The 20947-nt window shown below is 42.0% G+C and carries 19 protein-coding genes; 8 read left to right on the plus strand and 11 right to left on the minus strand.

What is annotated here, in order from left to right:
* Positions 1–3: 3 nt before the first annotated feature.
* The 4 genes from ACFFGT_RS21855 to ACFFGT_RS21870 form a co-directional block, all read right to left on the minus strand.
* Complete coding sequence (locus ACFFGT_RS21855) at positions 4–852, minus strand: phosphatidylinositol-specific phospholipase C/glycerophosphodiester phosphodiesterase family protein (protein WP_377024637.1); 849 nt, start codon at positions 850–852, stop codon at positions 4–6.
* 177 nt (positions 853–1029) lie between these two features.
* Positions 1030–2079 carry a glutamate--tRNA ligase family protein gene (locus ACFFGT_RS21860; RefSeq protein ID WP_377024638.1) on the minus strand — a complete coding sequence of 350 codons (1050 nt, stop codon included), beginning with the start codon at positions 2077–2079 and terminating at the stop codon, positions 1030–1032.
* 93 nt (positions 2080–2172) lie between these two features.
* Complete coding sequence (locus tag ACFFGT_RS21865; protein WP_377024639.1) at positions 2173–2916, minus strand: SDR family oxidoreductase; 744 nt, start codon at positions 2914–2916, stop codon at positions 2173–2175.
* The gene (locus ACFFGT_RS21870) at positions 2913–3071 is read right to left on the minus strand and encodes a hypothetical protein (protein WP_377024640.1); all 159 of its coding nucleotides are present in this window, start codon (positions 3069–3071) and stop codon (positions 2913–2915) included. Before ACFFGT_RS21870 ends, ACFFGT_RS21865 begins: the two co-directional genes overlap by 4 nt.
* 64 nt (positions 3072–3135) lie before the next feature.
* Here ACFFGT_RS21870 and ACFFGT_RS21875 point away from each other — a divergent pair, with 64 nt between their 5' ends.
* From ACFFGT_RS21875 to ACFFGT_RS21895, 5 genes are all read left to right on the plus strand, one after another.
* Complete coding sequence (locus ACFFGT_RS21875) at positions 3136–3954, plus strand: SDR family NAD(P)-dependent oxidoreductase (protein WP_377024641.1); 819 nt, start codon at positions 3136–3138, stop codon at positions 3952–3954.
* Positions 3955–4028: 74 nt separating this feature from the next.
* The gene (locus ACFFGT_RS21880; RefSeq protein WP_377024642.1) at positions 4029–4919 is read left to right on the plus strand and encodes a helix-turn-helix domain-containing protein; all 891 of its coding nucleotides are present in this window, start codon (positions 4029–4031) and stop codon (positions 4917–4919) included.
* 15 nt (positions 4920–4934) lie between these two features.
* Positions 4935–5633 carry an SMUG2 DNA glycosylase family protein gene (locus tag ACFFGT_RS21885; protein WP_377024643.1) on the plus strand — a complete coding sequence of 233 codons (699 nt, stop codon included), beginning with the start codon at positions 4935–4937 and terminating at the stop codon, positions 5631–5633.
* A gap of 61 nt (positions 5634–5694) precedes the next feature.
* Entirely contained in the window at positions 5695–6708 is a 1014-nt protein-coding gene (locus tag ACFFGT_RS21890) for a nucleoside hydrolase (protein WP_377024644.1), read from the plus strand.
* Between the two features lie 100 nt (positions 6709–6808).
* Complete coding sequence (locus ACFFGT_RS21895; RefSeq protein WP_377024645.1) at positions 6809–8440, plus strand: GH35 family beta-galactosidase; 1632 nt, start codon at positions 6809–6811, stop codon at positions 8438–8440.
* Positions 8441–8538: 98 nt separating this feature from the next.
* On the opposite strand, the gene ACFFGT_RS21900 is transcribed toward ACFFGT_RS21895, so the two are convergent.
* Positions 8539–10272 (minus strand): glycoside hydrolase family 13 protein, encoded by a 1734-nt coding sequence (locus tag ACFFGT_RS21900; RefSeq protein WP_377024646.1) that lies wholly within the window; start codon positions 10270–10272, stop codon positions 8539–8541.
* A gap of 293 nt (positions 10273–10565) precedes the next feature.
* Here ACFFGT_RS21900 and ACFFGT_RS21905 point away from each other — a divergent pair, with 293 nt between their 5' ends.
* The 3 genes from ACFFGT_RS21905 to ACFFGT_RS21915 all read left to right on the plus strand — a co-directional run bounded on the left by ACFFGT_RS21905 (position 10566) and on the right by ACFFGT_RS21915 (position 13709).
* A complete protein-coding gene (locus tag ACFFGT_RS21905) occupies positions 10566–11858 on the plus strand; it encodes a BamA/TamA family outer membrane protein (RefSeq protein WP_377024647.1) in 1293 nt (430 codons plus the stop codon).
* 253 nt (positions 11859–12111) lie between these two features.
* On the plus strand, positions 12112–12858 hold the full coding sequence (locus ACFFGT_RS21910; RefSeq protein WP_377024648.1) for a hypothetical protein: 747 nt from the start codon (positions 12112–12114) through the stop codon (positions 12856–12858).
* 32 nt (positions 12859–12890) lie between these two features.
* Positions 12891–13709 (plus strand): hypothetical protein, encoded by an 819-nt coding sequence (locus ACFFGT_RS21915; protein WP_377024649.1) that lies wholly within the window; start codon positions 12891–12893, stop codon positions 13707–13709.
* Positions 13710–13804: 95 nt separating this feature from the next.
* On the opposite strand, the gene ACFFGT_RS21920 is transcribed toward ACFFGT_RS21915, so the two are convergent.
* The 6 genes from ACFFGT_RS21920 to ACFFGT_RS21945 form a co-directional block, all read right to left on the minus strand.
* Entirely contained in the window at positions 13805–14185 is a 381-nt protein-coding gene (locus ACFFGT_RS21920; RefSeq protein ID WP_377024650.1) for a hypothetical protein, read from the minus strand.
* Between the two features lie 84 nt (positions 14186–14269).
* Positions 14270–16513, minus strand: a complete 2244-nt coding sequence (locus tag ACFFGT_RS21925) for an FG-GAP-like repeat-containing protein (protein WP_377024651.1) — start codon at positions 16511–16513, stop codon at positions 14270–14272.
* 149 nt (positions 16514–16662) lie between these two features.
* Entirely contained in the window at positions 16663–17211 is a 549-nt protein-coding gene (locus tag ACFFGT_RS21930; protein ID WP_377024652.1) for a hypothetical protein, read from the minus strand.
* 124 nt (positions 17212–17335) lie between these two features.
* Positions 17336–18196, minus strand: coding sequence for a DUF4062 domain-containing protein (locus ACFFGT_RS21935; protein WP_377024653.1), 861 nt, complete (start codon positions 18194–18196; stop codon positions 17336–17338).
* 154 nt (positions 18197–18350) lie between these two features.
* Entirely contained in the window at positions 18351–19478 is a 1128-nt protein-coding gene (locus ACFFGT_RS21940; protein WP_377024654.1) for an acyltransferase family protein, read from the minus strand.
* Between the two features lie 243 nt (positions 19479–19721).
* Positions 19722–20642 (minus strand): Dyp-type peroxidase, encoded by a 921-nt coding sequence (locus ACFFGT_RS21945; RefSeq protein WP_377024655.1) that lies wholly within the window; start codon positions 20640–20642, stop codon positions 19722–19724.
* Positions 20643–20947: the final 305 nt, after the last annotated feature.

Raw genomic sequence — 20947 nt, forward strand, 5'->3', positions numbered from 1 at the left:
TTATTACTTGGTGTTCACCTTCGCATATCTTACAGGCTCCAGCCCCGTCATCAGGAACTCCCTTAGTTCGGCTAATTTATCGGTATTGATCAAATCGACCTCACATTCAACTAAAGCCCGCCATACTTCTTTATTTTCGGGAGAGGCCCAAAGACGCACCCGTTTTTTGTACTGATGTGCCACAGCTACGTAATCACGCAGTAATTGTTTCTGATCTTCAGGCATGGGGCCATTGCCAGTCCAGCTGATGAGCCGCGAGTATTTGCAGCTGGCAGTTTTATAAATAGTATTTGAAAGCGTATCGGTACGCACCTGCATTAAGTCTTCATCAATAAAAGCGTAGCGCTGCTTTTGCGCTTTGAGCATTTTATAGGGCTTATTACCGGTTATAACAATAGTTACGGCCCCTTCGGTTATTTTACCGTTATCATAGCTCGACAGCATTGGCGCATAACGTTTCAATACCTCCGATAGCTTTGCGTAGGTCTTATCAGCGTCGGATTTAATATCGATCATGAGCGTAACGGGCGATACCGGGTACACAACTTCTTTATTTTTGCCCTGGTGGCAATCAAATAACGGAATTAAATAAAGCTGCTCCAGGGTACGTTTCTTTTGAAAGGCGGGCAGGATATGTGCTACCAGCAATTCACCGTCGCGCAGGTAAATATCAGCTTCTACATTTTGAAAGCCGTTATCCAGGGCATCGTACAAAGGACGGTTATGCCAGTAATCATTGTGGGCGAAACCTTTAGAGAGGGAGCTGTTTTGAGCGAGACAGGTGGCGGCTCTGAGTGTCAGGATAACAAAAAACACAAATTTTAGGTGCTTGTGGCAAAATGCTGCTTGCATCGTAAATTTTATTTGTTGATGCAAATTTAGCTTTCTGATATGTACCGATAGTTATGTCATGATAAAGTAAAAGTACTATGTGATTTAATTTATTGTAAACGAATTTACATTTTCATTACATTATAATATATTAATCGACACTTTTAGATTAAAGCGGATTCACATTAAATCTGCATTTTATAAACACCTGTTAATAAAGGGGGTAGGTGAGCTAAGTATCAATTCGACAAGCTGTTGCCAGGTAGAAGCTTTTTTATGGAGCCTTAATATTTCAGAAATAAGCCCGAATACATCTGCCGCGCTCCCACCCTGCTCCTTCAGGTACTTAACCGATGTTGAACCCGCCGACTTGGACAATTTTTTCCCCGGTTCTTCAAGCAATAAGGGATGATGATAAAATACAATATCATTAAAAGCTGGTTTATCCAGCACGGTTGCCAGTTGAATTTGGGCAAGCGTTGATGCCCAAAGATCATCCCCTCTTACAACCAGGTCGACACCATAAAACAGATCGTCAACAACCGAAGTAAGTTGGTAAGCCGGAAAGCCATCTTTTTTCCTGACAACAAAGTTTTTCATTTCAGCTGGTAATTGTGCCTGGATGGTTTCACCACCGTAGCTCTTTACTTTCAACACAGCATTATTATTGGTGCGTAAACGCCAGCTTGCTTCTGGAGTACTTAAAGGGATCTGTTTATCAAAACAATTACATAAGCCTGCTTCATTAAGCTGCCTGCGTGAGCAGGTACAGGCAAAAACAAAACCACCGGCAGCCAGTTGCTCAAGGGCTTCATTGTACAGGTGCATTCTATGAACCTGCGAAAAATTGGCTTCAAAATCATTCGCATCCTGCGGCCCTTCATCCCAGGGGATTCCCAGAAAATTAAGCGTATCAAAAATATCGGTTAAATATTCAGGGTTAACCCTTGCCCTGTCAAGATCATCAATCCGCAATAATATTTTTGCGCCGTGTTTACGGGCCAATGCCGCAGTAATAGAAAACGACAGCCCATTACCCACATGCAAAAACCCGCTTGGCGTTGGCGCTATGCGGGTTTTATTAAAGTGTATCGGGATGTTGGTCAATTGTTTTGGGGTTGATGAATAGCCAAGATACAAAAGATGGATGCTTTGGCAAAAAACGCGCGGAAGATACTTCTTGAACAAGGGCTTGTGCGATTCCCTCCCCTGGGAGGGTGTAGGGAGGGGTTTCTTTAATATGCTCACTAACGGGCAAGGCGTATAAACCCCTCCCTGCCACTACACTTAGCATCCGCACCCCTCCCAAGGGAGGGAATTGAAAATTTCTATCCTAAACCATTACACCAGCAACGTGCCGCCGTCAACCACCAAGTTTTGACCGGTACCAAAACTTTGTTTCATCAGGTACACAAAGGCAAGGGCAACGTCATCAGCATGGCCAACACGGCCAAGCAACAACGTATCTTTTGCCCAATTGTAAAGGCCTTCTTTATTTTCGGCAGGCAAGCTATCCCAAAGGTTGGTGTCAATTACACCGGGTACTACCGCATTTACACGCACAGGAGCAAGTTCAACAGCCAATGCCCTTACCAAACCTTCCATAGCGCCGCAAATGCTACTGGCTATTGACCAGCCAGCTGCGGGCCTGCTACCTGCTGTACCGCCGGTAAGGTTTACCGAGCCTCCTGCATTAATGAACGGTGTACCATATTTAACAGCAGCATACGCTCCCCAGTAACGCAGGTTTAAAAATTTACGTGCGGCATCAATATCCGTTTCGCCGATATTATTGAGGTTGAGGTTTTCGGCAGCCGTATATACCAGGTGATCAAAATTACCTGCCTGCTCAAAAAATGCTTTTATATTTTGCTCGTGGGCAAGGTCAACAGCGTAACCTTCGGTGCCCTCAGGTAATTGGCTAAGCGCATTATTAATTTTGCCTTGATTACCCGAAACTATCACCACTTTAGCACCTTCGGCAGCAGCAGCTTTTGCTGTCGCGAAGCCTATGCCGGTACTTCCACCCAATATAATTACCCTTTTGCCATTTAATGACGATCTGTTTTCAATTTGATTATTCATGATGTTTTCTTTTTAACACCGCAAAGTTCCCCCGTAAAAGCCCTGTTCCACTTACCATTTGGTAAAAAGCGAAATGCGGATGAAATTTTTAAAAGAACTGCGCTTATACGTAAAATCATAAAAGTAGCTTTATGCATAAATGTATCAGTTTTCATTACATCTGTATAAATCTGCCTGTTAACCACCTGCTAACTTTGCTTTATCAAAAAACATAAAACAATGTCTAAAACAATTTTTATAACAGGTGCTTCACGGGGATTTGGAAAAATCTGGGCAGAAGCATTTTTAAAACGCGGTGATAAAGTAACAGCTACAGCCCGCGACATCAGCTCATTGGATGACCTGGTAAAACAATATGGCGATAACATATTACCGATACAACTGGATGTTAATGACCGTGATGCTGATTTTGCAGCTGTAAAAAAAGCCAAAGACCATTTCGGCAGTATTGATGTACTCATTAACAATGCCGGGTACGGCCTGTTTGGCGCGGTAGAAGAAACCAGCGAAAAAGAAGCCCGAGACCAAATGGAGACTAACTTTTTTGGCCTGCTTTGGTTAACCCAGGCAGCTATTCCTGTTATGCGCGAACAAGGGCATGGCCATATTATCCAGTTATCAAGTGTGCTGGGTGTGGCAACAGCTCCTATATTAGGGATCTACAATGCTTCGAAATTCGCAGTTGAAGGTTTGAGCGAATCGTTGGCTGCAGAAGTAAAAGCTTTCGGCATCAAGATATCGCTGGTAGAACCTAACGGCTTTTCAACCGATTGGGGCAGCGCTTCAGCAGTGCATTCAACTGCCTTGCCTCAATACGATCAAATGAAAGCCGATCAACAAGCCCGATTTACTGAAGATTTTTTTGGTTATCCCGAAGCCACAACCGATGCAATATTTAAACTGATTGATAGTGAAAACCCTCCTCTCCGTTTGTTTCTTGGTAAAATAGCTTTACCATGGGTAAAACAGGTTTATGACGGCCGCTTAGCCGAGTGGGATCAATGGAACGACGTTGCCGCAGCCGCTCATGGTCATTAATATGACCAACATTAAATAATTGCCCGCAGGATCTGTACGTATATTTGTACCGATCCTGCTTTTATTTTATTGCCATGAATTATTATAAAAGTTTAACCCTTTTCCTGAAAGCAAACAGGCTCCCCTTATCCGAAAACCCTATGATCGCAGTTGTGCCATGCAAGGGCAAATGCACAATGAGGGATAAAGAATTTTCGGGCGACTTTTATATGATCACTTTTAAAAAGCTGAAATCAGGAAGCATTTCATATGGCCGTACACGGTACGATCACGAAAACGGTTCAATGTCGTTTGCAAAACCCCGGCGGATAATTGAGTACACCAACCTTATGCTTGAGGATGCCGGCTTTAATATATTTATTCATGAAGACTTTTTGAACGGGCACCCAATGCATAGCGAGATAAAAAAATATGGCTTTTTTGATTATGAAATTAATGAAGCCCTGCATCTTTCACCCCGCGAAGAGCAAATAATATGGGAACTGCATGATAAAATAGCGGCCGAACTAAACAGCAACATGGACGAATATAGCCGCGATATTATCCTCACTCACCTTGATTCCATTTTAAAATATTCCCAACGCTTTTATAAACGTCAATTCATTAACAGAACAGAGCTTTCGGGCAAAACGATATCCAAGTTTAACCAAGCCTTGTCCAAATATTTTGATGGCGGGCTTTTACAAACCCAGGGCTTGCCTACCGTATATGCCATGGCATCAAACCTTAACGTTTCTACTCGTTACCTGAGCGATATGCTCAAACAGGAAACCGGCAAAACAGCCATAGAGCTGATCCACGTCTATCTTATTAACGAAGCCAAAAACAGGCTCAAAAATGAAGATCAGAACGTTTCGGAAATAGCTTACGAATTAGGTTTTGAGAACCTGCCTTATTTTTCACGGTTATTTAAAAAAGAAACCGGTTTAAGCCCCAACCAGTTCAAAAAACAATTGGTTAACTAATGCTACATTTGGTTCATGACATTTGCAGACAGGGTAATCCAATTCAATGAACAGCTAACCTATACTGGCGATCCTTTACCGGCCGGCATCCGCATCATGAACCCTTTTAAAGAGCATCCGCAAACCATGAGGATTGTTGATGCCTTTTATCATAAATATTATAACGACAACCAGCAGCGGCATATCATTTTAGGCATTAACCCCGGCAGGTTTGGCGGCGGCTTAACAGGCATCCCTTTTACCGATCCTAAACGGTTGATATCCGAATGCCATATCAATTACGAAGGCAAAATGTCGCACGAGCCTTCATCGGTATTTGTTTACGAAGTGATTAACGCCTTTGGCGGCCCGGAGGCTTTTTATAAACAGATCTATATTAACTCTCCTTGTCCACTTGGTTTTACCAGCATTGATGCAAACGGCAAGGAAAAGAATTATAATTATTACGACAGCAAGGAACTAACCAGGGCAGTTTATCATTTCATGATCGAAAACATTCGTAAGCAGATTGATCTGGGCATTAACACCGAAAAATGCTTTTGTTTCGGCACCGGGAAAAATGAGACATTTTTACGTAAGCTGAACGATGAATATCATTTCTTCGGTGAGATCGTAGCGCTGGAACATCCGCGTTTTATCATGCAGTATAAAACCCCAAGCAAGCAATTTTATATCGATAAATATCTTGCAGCTTTTGAAAGTATAGCTGGGTAAAACGGTATTACTTTCATAGCAAACACTTATATTGTGTGCTATAACCAATGACCTGTAAGCCATGACCAAAAGCAAGTTTTTACTGCTCCTGTTGTTTGTTTTCCCCTGCGTTTCAAAAGGGCAATCAACTACCGCCAATAAACTCATTTCGCCACGCATCAGGGTAATTATCGATAATGATTTTGGTGGCGATCCGGATGGTTTGTTTGCGCTAACGCATCTCGTGCTGTCCCCATCGATAGAGGTAAGGGGCATTATTGGTTCACACTTAAATGCTAACGATGGATTTGACAAATCAAAAACCCAGGCCGATAATGCGGTAAAAGAAGCTACCAAACTGTTAACCGTTTTAAAACTCAAAGACCAATTCCCGGTTACAGCCGGCTCCAATACGGGCATGGTTAACGATACAACCCCTGTAAAAAGTAAAGCTGTTGACCTGATCATTAAAGAAGCATCGCGCACCGATACCAATCTCCCTCTTTATGTGCTTTGTGGTGCCGGGCTTACCGAAATCGCATCGGCGGTATTAACCGACCCCAAAATTGCCGATAAATTGACCCTTGTTTGGATTGGCGGCCCCGAATACATTGACCTCGCGCTACCTCCGCCAAACTACAGCAGCCCTGAGTATAACCTCAATATCGATATACCGGCGGCAAGGGCCGTGTTTAACCATTCGCAACTAAAGCTTTGGCAAATCCCGAGGGATGGGTACCGCCAGGCCATATTGCCTTATTCCGAATTACAGCTTAAAATAAAACCACAGGGTGAAGCTGGTAAATATTTAGCAGGCGTACTTGAAAGCCTGATGGCCCGCATTCAGCAATATCATCTTAATTTGGGCGAAACCTATATTTTGGGCGATAGTCCGCTGGTTTTGCTTACTGCTCTACGATCATCATTTGAGGCCGATCCTTCATCAAGCGAATATGTGTTAAAACCTTGCCCTTTTATTAATGCGCAGGGCGGGTATGATTACAATGCACATGGCCGTAATATCCGCGTTTACCGCAGGCTGGATATCAACCTGATGTTTAATGATTTTTTTGCCAAACTGGAGCTGAACAAGTAAAGGCGGCAGCTGGTATATTTTTAACCATAAACGGTTTATTTAGTATTACCTTAAGCGCTGTTTTGTATTTATTTTGGCCTGGTCATAAACCTTTGATATCATGCGTAAAATAACAGGCAAAACAACTCAAAATATTCTCCTGCTTTGCTTACTATTATTAGCAGGCAGTAAAACTTTTGCCCAAACCAATGACGGCTCATTGCCTAAACTCGTTGAAAAAAATGGCAGGCACGAGTTTTTGGTTGATGGCAAGCCGTTTTTAATGCTTGGTGGCCAGGCGCACAATTCAAGCGCCTGGCCTGCTTTGATGCCGGGCGTATGGAAGTCGGTTGAGGCGATGCACCTCAATACTTTGGAAGTACCCATTTACTGGGAACAGATAGAATCCCAGCCTGGAAAGTTTGATTTTTCAGTAGTAGATACCCTGCTTACGCAAGCCCGGCAGCACAATGTACATTTGGTGCTATTATGGTTTGGAACCTGGAAAAACGGCAGCAATCATTACATGCCCGAATGGATGAAACGCGATGCGGAGAAATATCCAAACATCACCGGTAAAACAGGCAAACCAATTGATTCGCCCTCTCCGCATTCAAAAGCTACTTTGGATGCCGATATCAAAGCGTTTGCTGCAGTTATGCGGTATTTGAAACAGGCAGATGTACAACATACCGTTATTATGATGCAGGTTGAAAATGAGCCTGGCTCATGGGATACTGTTCGGGATTACTCGGCTAAAGCACAAAAACTGTTTGAGGCCGATGTACCTGCCGATCTGTTAAAACCGGCCATACTGAAAGCCTTGAATGTTCCGGTAAACTCAAAAGGTTCATGGCAGCAAGTTTTTGGCGACAGGGCCGATGAGTATTTCCAGGCCTGGTCAATAGCCCGGTTCATCGGGCAGGTTGCCGCAGCTGGTAAAGCCGAATATCCTTTGCCTTTATATGTAAACGTTGCACTCCGCGATCCGCTTACCAATCCATTTGCCACCAGCTATGAAAGCGGCGGCGCTACAGATAATGTGATCCCGATCTGGAAAGCAGCAGCCCCATCCATCGATTTGCTTGCTCCCGATATTTACCTAACAGGCAGTGAAAGAGTGCTGAAAGTAATTGAACTGTATGACCGCCCGGATAATGCCTTGTTTGTGCCCGAAGCCGGTTTAATTGCCGACAATGCCAAATACTTTTATGATGTGCTTGCACACGGTGGCATCGGTTTTTCTCCTTTTGGGATAGACAATAACGGCGATAGCTCTAACAATGAACAACTTGCTGAACACCTCGCTCCCTTTGCACAGGAATATGCGATGGCAACACCAATGATGCGGGAACTGGCCCAATGGGCTTTTGAAAATAAGATTAAGGCCGCTGTTGAACACGAAGATGGAGTAGAGCAAACCATTAAGCTCGGCGCATGGGATGCTATTATAAAGTTCGGCAGTAGCCGGGGCGGTGAATTTAAACCCAACAAGGAGCATAACGGCAAAGCAATGATAATTAGCCTTGACGAAAACAAACTGATCATGACAGGAACAAACTGCCGCATCACATTTCACCCAACAGGCAGCAATACCGGCAAGGCCTGGCAATATCTCAAGGTTGAAGAAGGCTGGTATGATCATGGTACATTCAAAGCACTCCGCATCCTTAATGGCGATGAAACAGATTGGGGCGGCCCTGCAATTGGGGATAAGCCGAGGGTGCTGCAGATTGAGTTGGTAGTGAGATAAGATTTTAAATTTGCGATAGAAAATGTATCTATAAGGCGTCATTGCTTCGTGCCTCGCAATGACGTTTTTTTTTTCATTTTAGTATCTCTAAAATCCCCTTATTTCACCTCATAAACAACAGCCTCATATGGCATAAGTGTACCATTTTTTGATGGCTTTTGATAGTTGCTTATTAGAACAGTGGCATTACCCAAATCCATACCGGTCTGTGCCGAAGCTGTTTTATTGGTAAAATTCAGGAGTACAAGCAGCTTTTTACCATTCAATTCCCGGGTGTAGGCATAAGTGTCGGGGTTTTGCGCATCAAGCAATGTATATTTTCCGTACACCAGTGTTAGGTTATCTTTACGAAGCTTTACCATCTGCCTGAAATAGTTTAGCGTACTATTGATGTCTTTTTCCTGGGCAACCGCGTTAATGCTTTTGTAGTTAGGGTTTACTTTTATCCAGGGAGTACCGGTTGTAAAACCTGCATTAGTAGTACTATTCCACTGAAAAGGAGTGCGAGCATTATCCCGGCTTTCAAAGGCAATTAGTTTTAAATACGCCGGCAAATCTGCGCCAATGTTTTTCTGCCGCTGGTATTCGTTTAGCGTTTGCACATCTCGGTAATCATTAATTGTGCTGAAACCTGCATTGGTCATGCCCAGTTCATCGCCGTTATAGTAATAGGGCGTACCGCGCATGGTTAGCAAAAAAGTGGTCAGCATTTTTGATGATACCGCCCTAAACTCCGGGCTATCATTACCGAACCTGCTTACCAGCCGCGCCTGGTCATGATTGGCCAGGAATATGGAAAGCCAGCCTTTTGCGGCAAATGCACTATCCCATTTGGTAAATACCTGTTTTAAATGGATGATGCTATAACCTTCGGGCCTGGCAATATCCACACCTTCAAAAGCGTAGGCCATATTTAATTCATTTCTGTCGGCATCAACCAAATTATGTGCATCTTCAAATGTATTGCCTGCACCTTCGGCCACGCTCATTACATTGTATTTACTGAGCACTTCCCTATCCATTTCCTGCAGGTAGCCATGCAAATTGCCCTGCATGCCGTAGTATTGGGTAAAGTTTTTTTCAAAGCCTTTCGGAAAGGCAGGGAACGTAGTATCCTTTGCAGCAAACTGGAAAGCATCCAGCCTAAAACCGTCTATCCCCTTATCGGCCCAAAACTTCATAATGCCGTACACTTCATTCCTGAGTTTGGGATTTTCCCAGTTAAGGTCGGGCTGTTTGCGCGAAAAGTAGTGCAGGTAATAAGCATTGCTGAGCGAATCATATCGCCAGGCATCGTGGTTGACATCAAATAAACTGTAACGATAAGGTGGTTTACCTTTTTCGGCATTCCACCAGTGATAATATTCACGATACTGATTATTCCGCGAGCTCCGGCTTTGCTTAAACCATTCGTGTTCGTCGCTGCTATGGTTCACAACCAGGTCCATAACCAGTTTTATGCCACGGGCATGCATACCTTTCAGCAAGGCGTCAAAATCATCCATGGTTCCGAAATCCTTCATGATGTTGCGGTAATCGCTTACATCGTAGCCATTATCATCATTAGGCGAGCTATAAATGGGGTTAAGCCACACAACATCAACTCCCAGGCTTTTGATATAATCAAGCTTTGAGATGATACCTTTCAAATCGCCGATGCCATCCCCGTCATTATCCTTAAAGCTGCGGGGGTAAACCTGGTAAACTACAGCCTCTTTCCACCATTTGCGGTTAATAGTATCTGTTATGTTCTGATTGCTTTGAGCATTACCTAAAAGGGAGCAAAGCATAAAAACGACAAAAGCCATAAAACGGGTGTAAGGTGCGTTCATGATCATAATTGGTTAAAAATTTACAGCAGGACAGAACGGATTCTGTGGTTTATAACAAGAGAATATTAAGGTAGCAATATTTAACCGTACCATCAAATTAATGCCCAAAGCTGCAGACTTAACACGGCCCCGAAATATAAACTTCAAACATTCTACAGATTTCAGGGTTTAAAAATTGGCCAACACCAATCACGATTTACAGGCAAAAAATTGAATTTTTAATATTTATATACGTTAACGTGCATCACAAACCATCATATAAAAGCTCTTTCCTGTTTTTAACGACTTTATTATTGATACTGTTTACAGGCGCAATAAACCATGCTTATAGCCAGGTACAGGTACCTGCCGATTCGGTAAAGGCCGATTCCTTACGCATTAAAGAAAAAACTATACAACCGGCAAAGCCTACCGATACTTTATATAAACAATATGATTTTGGCGACCTTCTGCGCAACATACTGCATCCCGGCCGGCCGGCAGATGGGCCAAATAAAAAATCATCGGGCATTACGGTTATACCCAATGTGGCTTCTAACCCCACTATCGGGTCGCAGATTGGCATTAAAGCCGTGGCCGGTAAAAAGTTAGGGAACGATCCCAATACCCTGTTATCAGTAGCGGCCACATCGGCTTCTATTACAACCAAGGGGATTATTTACTTTTATATTAATCACAATATCTATACACCCGGTAATAATTGGAATTTCCAGGGCAATTTGGTTGCAGCCAAAACGGTTTCGCCCGACTACGGTTTGGGAATTGGCCAGGCATCAAGCGGCAGCGCAGCCGACCAGGTGCTGGCCAATCCCGAGCGTAAGGGCAGGGCACTGCATTCGCAATATTTTAACCTGAGAGAGAAAGTGTATAAAGAAATTGACACAGGGCTATTTTTAGGTGCAGGTGTATCTTTTGATATCAGGCGCAAAATTGAGGATACCAAATCAACAACCGACCTTACACCCTACAATATTTACAGCGACCGCCACGGCTTTGCCCGTGACCATTATGCAGCTAATGGCTTTCTCTTTAACCTGCAATATACTACGCGGGATAATCAAAACCGTGCATACCGGGGGATTTATATAGATGCAGGCTTTCGCATTAATCAAAGCTGGCTGGGAAGTTCAAGAAACGCAGTACAGTTCACTACAGATTTCAGAAAATATTTCAGCCTGTCTGAAACTAACCCCGAACATGTTGTTGCTTTCTGGAACTGGGGCTCATACCTCATCAGCGGTAATATCCCTTACCTTGAACTGCCCGGCACCGGTAAAGATGCAGGTTTCAGGAGCGGCCGTGGTTACGTTGTGCAGTACTTTAAAGGCACGCAATACAACTACTCGGAAGTGGAATACCGTTTCCCGATACTGCGGAACAAATTTGTAAGCGGCGTGGCATTTGCCAACCTGCAAACAGCCAATGATGAGTCGGGCACTAAAATATTTCAGCAATGGCAGCCGGGCTATGGCGGCGGCCTGCGGGTATTATTTAATAAAGCCACCCGCACCAATCTTTGCCTTGATTATGCGTTTGGCAGGTATGGTCAAAAAGGGTTCTTTTTGGGGTTGAATGAGGCATTTTAAGTTCAGACAAAAAATCTCCGCTATTCTATTTAGTCAAAGGTTTTTCAATTAGTATTACTGCAATTTATCTTCTTAAAAAATATCTTAATTGACAGCGTTTAATTTGTAAAACCGTCTGTACAATCAATTATTATCCTTAATTTTATATCGCAAATACCTGTAAAACAATTATGTAGTTATACTTTTAGTTATTTCAGATTACTAAAACACCGCTTACATAATATCTCCTAACCATATCAAATAACCGGGAAGCATGGCCAAAAAGAAAGCAGCAGATAAAGACGGCATATGGAAAAGCCTGCAATTAAAGCTGGGCGTAATTACCGTTATTTTAGGTTTACTAACCACAGGGTATAACCTTATTAAAAAAGATCCGCCACTGCCGGTGAACCCGGATCTGAAGGCCGATCTGGCAATCTCCTATATTAGCATGACAGGTAATATTTATTTGCTGGCCGGCGGCGACAGCACTACCAGGAAAAAGAATGCCTTTTATCTTGATTATCCTATACTCACCAATGAAATTTCGGATAAAAACCTCCAAAAAACCGATCAGGTTTTCAGCGACACCACATTTAATGATAATGACTTGTCAATAACCTGCCTCATGATCCAAAACAAAGGCAAAGGCGATGCATCAGACATTGAACTTGACCTCAGTAAGCTAACTATTAATGCACCACTCACTATAACGGAAGATCCCGAAAATAAAAATGATTATGAGAGTCAGATCAAGGCTAAATCTACTTCTGTAAAACAGGTAATCCGGCTCCCGTCAAGGCTTTCAACGGGTCAGGGGATTTTGATCCCTTTGTTTATAAGCTTTGATCAGCCCAGCCCTATGAATAAAAACAGGCAATGGAAAATTGAATCAAAAATCATTTTTATTCCTGATAATATCCACTATACAGAACCCGCAGATACGGTCAGAAAATCATTGAAAATACGAAAAATGCGTAGCCCTGTCAGGTTGGCCGAAGGTGCACAGGAACGCGGATAGTTTGTTAACAGCTTATTCAGGTATTCATAGAAATGAAAAACGAAAATAATAAAGGCGGAAGTAACAAACCACCAATAAACGGTTTAGCCATTATACTGATAATCATTGGCGGCATTTTGATTGTTGGTAACTTGTATTTTTATGCAGTAAAGCAAAAGCGTAACAGCATAAAAAAAATGCAGCTTGACAGCCTTACTAAACAACTGGATACAGCTAATGCAAAATTTGAAATTGGGTATGGTGAAATGAGCATAGCCTCATACAATAAAATGAAAGCCGAGGCTGGCCAGAAGGAACACAGCCCCCTGGTTCACCCGGCAGTAAAAAACGAAATTGACAGCCTTATCACCTCTGGCGCAATACATCCCGATTATGGGATAAGCAGCACTTATTTGTTGGACTTTACAACCTTGTACAGGCAAAAAAAGCTAAAGCAACTGGGTACGGCCGTAGCTTGCTTAATCATTAAACAGGTTGGCAAAGGAAAAGCAGGATCGGTAAAACTGGATATAAACCATTTAAAGCTTGATGAAATAAGCGACATGTTTGATCCTACTGATATTAATATATTTAGCGATGTTGATCAGCCCGAAAGTGTGCGAAAAACATTCCATTTTACAACTATGCAAATTAACCTGGGTGCAATGGATACAGGTAGCTCCTGGCTTGTTCCTTTGTACATAACTAATGGCTTCGCGCGGTTGAAGGAAGGAGGCGACCCGCCAGCATGGTCAGTTACTGCAGGCCCTGTACTTGTACCTGTTGATTTAAGCTATACCAAAAAGAACGGTACCATTCAAAAAATGAAGTTAGACGCTGTGCTTTATGCACCAATAGAGATATTGGATTAGCGTTTCGGATAAATTAGCTGCAACGTAAAATAAAGAGGCCTTCCTGCTTTATCAGCAAAAAGGCCTCTTTTATTCTGTTACTGTTTAAACCGGCTTTACTGCCCGTTGGTAGCGCTCCAGCCATCGCCCCAGCCGCTGCCGCCTGCTGCTTTTGTACCTTTTAACAGCTTATCATATTTCACTGCTTGTCCTTTAGTTAAAACAGCTTTGATCTTTGAAATAGTGGCTGCCCGCAATGGTTTAATATCAACCAGCATTTTTGTGTTATCACCTTTGTCTGCCGCTTTGATTTTTTCAAATTTATCAGATGATTCCTGGTATATCGCCGCAATTTTTTCAGTTTGTTTATCTGTAAGCTTTAATTGCTTTTGCAGCTCTTTTGATTTTTCAACAGGTTTAGCACCCGGCTTGGTTTGCGCGTTGCCTGCTGCAGCCAATCCAATGAACATGCAGCATAGTAATAAGAGTTTTCTCATGGTTTAAGATTAATTGATATTGATATAAATGTAACTATTTTGATATAAAAATCAGGACTAATATTTCTAATACAGAAACATACCTTAATTTGTTTTAGCTGCCATTTGCATCGGCATACAAACAGGCATGCTTTTGCTCCTGAAAAGCAACTTGGTTAACTGGGTTGTTTTATACTGCGGGTTATCTTCTGTGATGTTTAAAAACTGGTTAGGGGCAACATTTTTAAAACGCTGCACGGCACCGCTGCCCGCCCATTTTATTTCAATTTCATCAATCATCTTTGCCTGCCCAATTCCTATTTCCTGCCGCAACGGCGATGAGCCAAAGCTCCCGCCCGAGTTAACATCCTTATAAACAGAACGCTTAACCCCATTCTCCATAAAAGTAAGTTTAATATGGCTGCCGATAGCGGCGTTATTAGCCTTTGTGCCGGTCAATTTTAAGCTGATCCAATTGTTATTGCTTGTCCCGGGGTTCATGTATAACGAGCTGGTGTACGAGTCGCCGATATAAGCCCCGCCCATTTGTGCGAAAATATCCTGGTGGCCATTATTTCGCAAATCGGCAAATGCTACTCCGTGCCCCTTTTGCAAATTACCCGTACGCGATGACGAGGTAATATCAGCAAATCTTTTCCCGTCCACATTTCTGAAAAATTTATTGGGCACCAATGATTTAAAATCGGGGTTACCTGTTCCAAAATACATATCAGGGTAACCATCGTTATCAATATCGCCAAAGTTGGCGCCCATGCTGTAAACCACCTTATCCAGCCCGGCCTCTTTGGTTACGTTGGTAAATGTTCCGTTGTGATTGTTTTTATACAGGTAGATATTACCTGCTTCAGGAATGGCCTTGCCCATGGCAGCAGCAGCACTGTAATAACCTAAAGTACTTTCAAAATTATAATTAGCCACCATCAAATCGGGCCAGCCATCATTATTGTAGTCGTAAAACCAGGTGGTAAAGGTTCGCTGTTTAATTTGATCAAGGCCGGATTTCGCGGTAACATCCTCAAAATCCACCCCGGCTTCGGTTTTACCTTTGTTTTTAAGCAGGTATTTGTGCCCGTCCATGGTGGAGATAAATATATCGGCGAAGCCGTCGTTATCGTAATCGGCAGATGTTACCCCTTTTACAAAAGCTTTGATACCACAATGTGCGGCAGTAGTTATATTGCTGAAAGTACCATTACGGTTATTGATGTATAACTGGCAGGTTGATTCATCTGCCCTGTACATCGACTCCGAATTTTCATTACCTACAAATACATCCAGCCAGCCATCATTATTAAAATCGGCCCAGGTTGCTGTTTGGGTTGGATGAAGCATAAATAAACCGCTTATGGTGGTTACATCGGTAAAGGTGCCGTCGCCATTATTGCGCAACAACGAGCTTGGCTGATTACCGAAACCCCTGCTAAGCCATGCGCCGCGCAAAACAAAAACATCCAGTTTTCCATCGTTATTATAATCTGTTTGCTGGATATTAAGTCCGCCGGTGATGCCTGTTAAACCGGCCGCCTCTGTACGATCGCTAAAGGTTCCATCCTGGTTATTCTGAAAGTAATGCATAGGGTCGCTTAAATCCCAGCCCGATGTCATGATATCAAGATAACCATCGTTATTAAAGTCGTCAACAATTACCCCTCCTGCCCGGCCATTAATATTAAGGCCCAGGCCGGCTGCTACATCAACAAAAGGTTTTACCTGGTATGCTGTATCCGAGTCAACATTAAGGCCCGGGATCAAAACACTTTGAGGCACTTTCTGCGGATATTCGCCAAGCGTCATGTAAGCAATATTGATCAGCCAGCGCGATTCATAATCGTCGGGGTGCGACTTCAGCAACGTTTTATAAATCTCAATTGCCTTTCTTGATCCGGTCTGGATCTTGTGCACACCATCATCCTTAATAGGAAAGATGCATGATGAGCCGGTATGGTTAAGCATGCAATTGCTTCGTTCCCCTAAACGCATGTAGGCTATCGCCTGCTCAGGCAGCGTTTCATCGGTCGACATATAGTCGATATTATCCATCAGATATTTGTAAATATTAACTGATTGCTGCTCCTGTCCTGCCTTTAATAACAGCGATGCCTTCGAAAATAAAACCTCCGGGCTGTTGGCAAGTCGCTTGATTTTAAGCAATGAATCGCAATAGGCTAATTTTCTTTCGGGGTTAAAGGGGTTTGAAATAGTGTTATTTTTTTTATTTATCTGTTTCAGGATCTGTACCATCTCTTCATTTGATGAATTTTGGCACGATGCTATTATGGCGAAACCGCACAGCAACACAAGTGCAGCGGTAATTTTTTTCTTGATCATAGGATGTTCATTTACCTTCATGGATAAAATGCCCAAGCATATTACCCGTAATAGATATGGTATTAAATTGTATTTAGAAATTGGGGACAACAAAACTCAGCAGGCACATTAAACAAATGCCGGCCTGTAAATGAGTTAAACGGAGAAAATTAGCAGGCTGCTTTGGGTGGTTGCTCGGGGATATCCCGGTGATGGTATATTGGCGATTGCTTATGCTGTACAATGCTTTTTGGCAAGTACCTTACAGGGCAATAAAATTCAAACTGTACAAATGAAAAGCTGAGGTTATCCTGCAGGGCAATTTTACCAAAGGGAACATGTTCCTTTGGCGAAACAGGAATATCCTTTATTCCTTTTGCATCAAGCACATTGCTATCGGCAAAGCGGGTAGTTTCATAATTGGGGATACACATCAGGTGAAGCGCAGTCCTTGTCATCCGCATTTTTACATAATTGTAAGTGGCATTTCCGAATGTAATATGCCCGGATATGTTTTCAAAAGTGCGCCAATCATGAATGGCAGGCAAATCAACCGGGATAGTAACCTCGGTTAAATCATTTACATTATATAAGCCTTTCCTTACCTGTTCATTAAAAAAACGATCCGATTTGTAAACCAGGTATTGGTGCACAGCCAGCTGCCCGCCAAGGTTAAGCAGGTAAATGTTCAGCAATATTAAAGCAATGGCCTTTTTCAATGGGTTTACAATAACCTAAAGATGAGATTTATAAACGACACTTTCAAGTTTTATTTATATTGGGTAATTAAATATTATTAAAAAGCTTTAAAAGTTATAATATTATTTATTAATAAATTAAATTTCATTTAGATATTATTCTCAAGATTGGATGGCCTTTATCTTCTTTAAATTCGAAAAGCTTTCTTGACTTCAAAAATGCTTGCAGCTTAAGAAATTGAAAATCCTTGTAATCAATTGGTGTGTAGGTATGTAAATAAGACCCCACTGCTGCAATCCGAGCCCATCCGTTTGGATTAGCAGAACTTTGAACCGCTTTTAGCAAATGTTCATCAACCTTTTCTTTGGTCAATGGCTCTTTGCTTATTTCTATCCGATTTATAGTAGCCGGAATAATTACTGCTTTTTCTGAATCTTTATTTTTCTTGATCGATAACCTCGGTTTTACTTCTTCATACTTATTTTCAAGAGTATTGTTAATGAGATTGCTTATATTAATGCTAAATTGTCTTGCAAATCTCTGCCTAAAGTCTGGAATACCATTATAGGATTCTGTTAAACCCTCTAATCTCATCTTTTCTTTAAAGTTTTTTAATGCTGTAAATTGGACTATATCAATTTTATCTGGCTCTACAGGTGATTGAGAAAAGTACAACATGACAGGTTTCTTTTGCGCCAGAAACTGTTCAATTTCTTCGGCAGTTCCACTAATTGTGACACCTGTATTCGTACCTATTCTTGTCCAAAAGACTCCAACCAAAACGTCGCAGTCTTCTACAAGCTGTTTGTTAATTATGGCCTGAGGCCTATCACCCATTAAAGGAGCAGAATGCGTCTCCCATTTTATTGGCATTAGAACAACTTTACTAATTCCAGCATTTATAGCGTTCCATTCATTTATAACTTCGGGGATAACATCTCTTTCGTTACCAACATCACCAGGCGATGCTATTAGAACTCTAAAAACTTTTGCATCAAAAGCCATAATATTAGGTTAGGAAATTTATTTACGTAGACAATATACAAAGTAACGAGATATAACCAACAAGTTTTATTATGGATTTAAATCTTGGTGATGAGATTGTTTAAGCTCCCTTAAGAAAATTTCAAATACCAACGTAAGACTTTCTGAATATTTATTATGCCTTTTTCAACAGAAAACGATTCTTTAACCATTCTCTAAACGGCTCATCATATAGTTTAAGGCAGCCATAGGCAATAGCAATGCTAACTACAAAAAGCCCCAGTCCGCCAAGTAAACCCTGTGCCATTGGCACCTTATTATTTGTTACCCAGGCTATATGCAAATAAATTAAGGGATAGTGTGTAATATAAAGCGGGTAGGAAAGATCACCGATAAATTTGCAGATCCTGGTGGAGGCTTTACTTTTCAAGCTTCCGCCAGCTCCAATAGCAACTATCAAAGGGAAAAGAATGATAATGCAGAACGACTCATACAAACCATTCATCCATAAATGTTCAGCCCCTCCTATCCTTGGCACGCATAGTATAGCAATAATAAGGAGGCTGCATACAGCAAAAGCGCCTTTAATATGGATAAGCTTACCCATTCGGCAAAGCAGCATCCCGGCAAAAAATGGGTATAGCAAACGGGTAAAGCCAATATTAAGCTGTGTTTTATCTATCGACCAGCCACCAATCACATCGCCCTGAGGCCCAAACACTGTATAATTAATAAGCAGGCAGGCTGATAAAACCACTAATATGGTAAGCAGGGTTTTGGAGAATTTACGGATCACCAGCGCGTAAAGAATATTAGCGATGTACTCAAAAAACAGCGACCAGGCAGGGCCGTTCAATGGGTGCATTTCCTGCCAGCCGCGGATATCCATTGATGGAAGTACCGGAATGAGTGTAAAACCAACTACCATCATTACCAGCATTTTCCAAACCGGCGTATCATGAATAAGCGGAAAGGCCCCGCAACTCTGCGTATAAAAAAACAACGCACCTATAACCGAGCCGGCAATAACCATGGGCTGTAAACGGATGAGGCGGCGCTTGTAAAAATCCCACTGGGTCATTTTGCCCCAGCGGTCGTCATAGGCATAAGCAACTACAAAACCCGAGAGCACAAAAAAGAAATCGACCGCGAGGTAACCGTGATTTATAATTTGGTTAAAACGGTTACCGGAATAGGTTTCAAAAACGTGGAAAGCAACAACAAAAAGGGATGCCACTCCGCGTAATCCGTCAAGAATTTGATAGTGCCCTTTTGATTCAAGGTACGTAGCGTTTTTACTCATCAGCAGGAAAATAAGTATAAAAAAAATTGGTTATTTCGGATCGGGAGGCATTAACTTTAAAGAAAGCAATACCTTGGGCATAAATATGCTTTAATTTATTGGCAAGTCAAAACTGAAGTACCGGCGAATAGGTTCAAAATCACCGGATATACTAAAATTTTAAAAGTTTTATTGCGGGGGAACATAAGTGACGATCTATTATATCGTCAGAAACTTTCAGATAATGGCAATAGAAAATTAGCTTCATGAAAAATCATCTATCATATCAAATGTTGGCACAAAAAACAGGCTGCCCGTTTTGGGGATGCTAAAATCCAGGATCCTGTCATAATTCCCTTCCGGCAAACCGATAAACATATTGTTCAGCATTTTTTGTACGGTGGTAAATGTACTTGCATAGGCTATAAAATAGGTGCCCATTTCATTGGTCGACATATTGCCAAAAGGCATATTATCACGTACAATTTTCATATCGTCGCCAACATTTGCCAAAGCGATATGCGAATTTGAAGGCTTTACATCGTCATCCATTTCTATGTCGTTAGATTTAGACCTTCCAATTACTTTCTCCTGCTCCTCTGTTGAAAGCGATTTCCATGCCGTTAAATCATGGATATATTTTTGCACAAAAAGGTAACTTCCCCCTTTATACGCCGCATCCTCATCTCCTACTATACCAAATAATTCCCTATCCTGCCCATGCGGGTTTTCAGTGCCATCAACAAAACCTAAAATAGAACGGCTGTCCCAATACCTGAAACCATGAATTTCTTCGATGCTAACTGCCGCCGGTGCTAAAACATCGGATATTGCCGAGGCCATATCATAGCAGATACTGGTAGTATCGGCCCTGATATGAAAATGCAGGTCGCCTTTGGAAGAAATTGCCGTATGTTTTTCGCCGGCGATGGGAGCAAAATTCACCAATTCTTTAGGCAATGGAACAGGAAGCTGCAGCTTAAGCCAGGCATCATGCCCAATCCCCATTACACAGCTTGCCCTCGAAACTGGGAAACGGACATTAGCAGAATTATTAAGATTGATAATTAGCTTACAAAGTTTTTTAAAAACATCGCCAACCTCCGGGCTGTCCTTAAAATTCCAAACCATAAATATGGTGTTGTCATTGGTGTAATCTGTTACATTTTGTGATTCCGGCTTCATATGTAGGTGTCAATTGTGAAGCACTAAAATAAACAAATTTGTAAGGAGGGACATGCTTTTGCAAATCTTTTGCCTCCCTGATACGTCTACCGTGTACACATATCTTTTAAATACTATCACGAATAAAAGTTGATGTCATTTCGAACGAACCGGTTGGGGAATGTGTGGGCACGGTGAGGAGAAATCTCCTATGATGAAAATAAGCTACAGAAAGGCTAATATTCTTGAAAAGCGGGCTAATAGACTACTATAAAGTTATAATTTATAAATGATTAAGCAAAGCGAGGCCATGTTTTCTTAATTTC

The sequence above is a fragment of the Mucilaginibacter angelicae genome (assembly GCF_042434235.1).
Taxonomy (GTDB): domain Bacteria; phylum Bacteroidota; class Bacteroidia; order Sphingobacteriales; family Sphingobacteriaceae; genus Mucilaginibacter; species Mucilaginibacter angelicae.